General features: G+C 41.3%; 4 protein-coding genes. 2 read left to right on the forward strand and 2 right to left on the reverse strand.

What is annotated here, in order from left to right; genetic code table 11:
- Window positions 1–137: 137 nt before the first annotated feature.
- Window positions 138–710 carry a shikimate kinase gene (locus O9295_RS16960; protein WP_288034032.1) on the reverse strand — a complete coding sequence of 191 codons (573 nt, stop codon included), beginning with the start codon at window positions 708–710 and terminating at the stop codon, window positions 138–140.
- 233 nt (window positions 711–943) lie between these two features.
- Here O9295_RS16960 and O9295_RS16965 point away from each other — a divergent pair, with 233 nt between their 5' ends.
- Window positions 944–2,017, forward strand: coding sequence for a Gfo/Idh/MocA family protein (locus O9295_RS16965; RefSeq protein ID WP_061433117.1), 1,074 nt, complete (start codon window positions 944–946; stop codon window positions 2,015–2,017).
- A 51-nt stretch (window positions 2,018–2,068) separates the two neighbouring features.
- On the opposite strand, the gene O9295_RS16970 is transcribed toward O9295_RS16965, so the two are convergent.
- Window positions 2,069–2,404 carry an excalibur calcium-binding domain-containing protein gene (locus tag O9295_RS16970; RefSeq protein WP_288034033.1) on the reverse strand — a complete coding sequence of 112 codons (336 nt, stop codon included), beginning with the start codon at window positions 2,402–2,404 and terminating at the stop codon, window positions 2,069–2,071.
- 91 nt (window positions 2,405–2,495) lie between these two features.
- On the opposite strand from O9295_RS16970, the gene O9295_RS16975 reads away from it, so the two are divergent.
- Window positions 2,496–3,317: RNA-guided endonuclease InsQ/TnpB family protein (locus O9295_RS16975; RefSeq protein WP_288034036.1), on the forward strand; the 822-nt coding region annotated here is incomplete at its 3' end.

Consider the following 3,317-nt stretch of genomic DNA (forward strand, 5'->3'; position numbering starts at 1 on the left):
TTGCGGGGATCGGGGGGAAAATTCAGGTACTTTTTCCCTGAAAATTAGGTAATTGACTACCTCAAAATCGGTAAAACCCCACACCCCACACCCCACACCCCACACCCTGCCCCCAGGAAAAGCTTTTTCAGCAAACCCTAGTTATTGTCTCTTTCTGGATGAAAATCTTTAATCACCGTCGGTATTGCTGTTAAAATTTTCTCAACGATATGAGTAGGTGTATCTAGGTCAGAAACAACAATCCGAAGATCTGCTTCTGCATAAAGTCCTCGTCTTTGTTCTAATAATAATTCCAGTTTACTTTCTAAATCAGTGGACTCCAACAAGGGACGAGAGGTATCTTTTTTTAAACGTTTAACCAAGACTTCGAGAGGAACATCTAACCAAATCATTAAACCGTGACGAAGATAACTCCAATTCATCGGTTTTAAAACCATCCCTCCCCCGGTGGCAATCACAGTTTTAGTCAGAGAGGATAATTCGGCTAAAACTTGGGTTTCTAACTCCCGAAAAGTCGCTTCTCCCTCGTCGGCAAAAATTTCCCTGATTTTCTTTCCCGCGACCCTTTCTATTAATATATCTGTATCAAAAAAACGATATTGTAACCGTCGGGAAAGCAACTCTCCCAGGGTGGATTTGCCAGATCCCATCATTCCTAGCAAAAAAACACTTAATCCCCGTAAGGAGTTAAAATCCGTTGAATTGTCCATAGTTAAAATTTAGCCGAATGTAGTCCTCGCTACTCAGGGATGATTTTTTGATAAGCATTTAGGAGTGAAAACCCGCAGGTGAAATCAGAAAATCTTCTTAGAACCCCCATTGACACCGACATCGTGTCAGAATCTGGATAACCATGATACCATCTTGGTAATTCATCGACAAAATCAGCTTGATTAATCTAATCAAGTGGTGTGGGGAGTGTGAACACAGGAGTCTAAAATTCATGTCCAATCAACCAGTAAACTTTCCGGGTAACAGAAATCAACTCAAACCGATTAAAGTCGGGATTATCGGGGTCGGTAACATGGGACAACACCATAGTCGCATCCTGAGTTTATTAAAAGACGTGGAATTCGTCGGGGTGGCCGATGTCAACGTCGAAAAGGGACTGGAAACTGCCAGTAAATACCGAGTCCGTTTTTTTGAAAATTATTTAGATCTCTTACCTAGGGTAGATGCGGTTTGTATCGCTGTCCCCACGCGGTTACACCATCGAGTCGGGATGGACTGTCTGCAAGGGGGAGTACATACCTTGATCGAGAAACCGATCGCCGCTAGTATTAGTGAAGCGGAATCTTTAGTCAACGCGGCAGCCGATCACGATTGTATTCTGCAAGTGGGTCATATCGAGCGTTTTAATCCCGCTTTCCAAGAGTTATCGAAGGTCTTGAAAACCGAGGAGATTTTAGCGATTGAATCCCATCGCATGAGTCCCTATTCCCAACGCGCTAATGATGTGTCGGTGGTGTTAGATTTAATGATCCACGATATAGATTTAATTTTAGAATTAGTCTCCGCTCCCGTGGTGAAATTAACCGCTAGTGGTAGTCGCGCTGCCACTGATTCCGGTTATCTCGATTATGTCACTGCAACCCTTGGTTTTAGTAATGGAGTAGTGGCTAATTTAACCGCTAGTAAGGTGACTCATCGCAAGATTCGTCGTTTAGCAGCCCACTGTAAAAATTCTCTCACGGAAGCGGATTTTCTCAATAATGAAATCCTCATTCACCGGCAAACCACCGCTAACTATAGCACCGATTACGGTCAAGTTCTCTACCGTCAAGATGGTTTAATTGAAAAGGTTTATACTAGCAATATTGAACCCCTACACGCGGAATTAGAACATTTTGTTCATTGTGTGCGCGGTGGGGACCAACCTTCTGTCGGTGGGGAACAAGCTTTAAAAGCTTTACGATTAGCTAGTTTAATCGAACAAATTGCCCTTGATGGTCGCGTTTGGCAACAATCGGACTGGAATTATCAATATCTTAATTCTCCCGTGATTACTGCTTCTTGATTGTTTTCACCCCGATTCTTTAAGTGAGAGAATTGGGGTGAGGAAACAAAATTAGTTATTTTGAGAACTTTCCCAACATTTTTCTGAGGATTTTTTTCCACACCATTGACTTTCACAGGGAACTCCATCACCGTCTCCATCCATTTTGACATTGGGGCAATTTCTCAAGAAAAAAGTCGCTTCTGCACAGGAGGTCATCTGGGAACAGTGAGTTCTACCATCGCACCGAAACTGTGGAGAAGGACTAGGTTTTTTCTGGGGAGTGGGACGATTATTGTTGTTAGCTACGGCTAAATTATTGAGGGTTTGATTGCCAGAAATTGGTGATTTTATTGATATTTGTTCGCTCAGAAAAGACAGAATTAAAATAACAAGTACTTTTTTCATCGGAAATTTTGGGTCTGAAACCCCGTCGTTCTACGACGGCTTTACTGTTAAATATTAGCACATTGACGAAATATATGCTAAAATGTGAGGTATGGAAAAAGCCTATTCGTTTCGATTTTACCCCACACCAGAACAAGAGTCGCTATTGCGGCGCACATTGGGCTGTGTAAGATTAGTTTACAACAAAGCTCTCCACGAACGAACACAAGCATGGTACGAAAAGCAAGAAAGAGTAGGCTACGCTCAAACTTCTTCAATGCTAACCGATTGGAAAAAGCAAGAAGAATTAAACTTTCTCAATGAAGTAAGCTGTGTACCTTTACAACAAGGGTTAAGACATTTACAAACAGCTTTCACTAATTTCTTTGCTGGTCGTACTAATTATCCTAACTTTAAGAAAAAACATCAGGGAGGAAGTGCCGAATTTACCAAATCTGCTTTTAAATTTAAAGACAAACAAATCTATTTAGCTAAATGCACAGAACCTTTACCTATTCGATGGTCAAGACAAATACCAGAAAGCTGTGAACCAAGCACAGTAACAGTCAGATTACATCCTTCTGGACGTTGGCATATTTCAATAAGATTTGATGACCCAACAATTAAGCCATTACCAGTAACAGATAAAGCCATCGGAATTGACTTAGGAATTAGTAGCCTCGTGATTACCAGCGATGGAGACAAGGTATCTAATCCTAAGCATTTTAAGAAACATTATCGGAGACTGCGAAAGGCCCAAAAAAGCCTTTCTAGAAAACAGAAAGGGTCAAAAAATCGGGAAAAAGCAAGAATCAAAGTAGCCAAAATTCACGCTCAAATCACCGATAGCAGAAAAGACCATTTACACAAGCTAACCACTCAATTAGTTCGTGAAAACCAAACGATTGTGGTTGAGAATTTAGCCGTCAAGAAT

It is taken from the genome of Microcystis sp. LE18-22.4A, from assembly GCF_027531105.1.
GTDB lineage: Bacteria > Cyanobacteriota > Cyanobacteriia > Cyanobacteriales > Microcystaceae > Microcystis > Microcystis aeruginosa.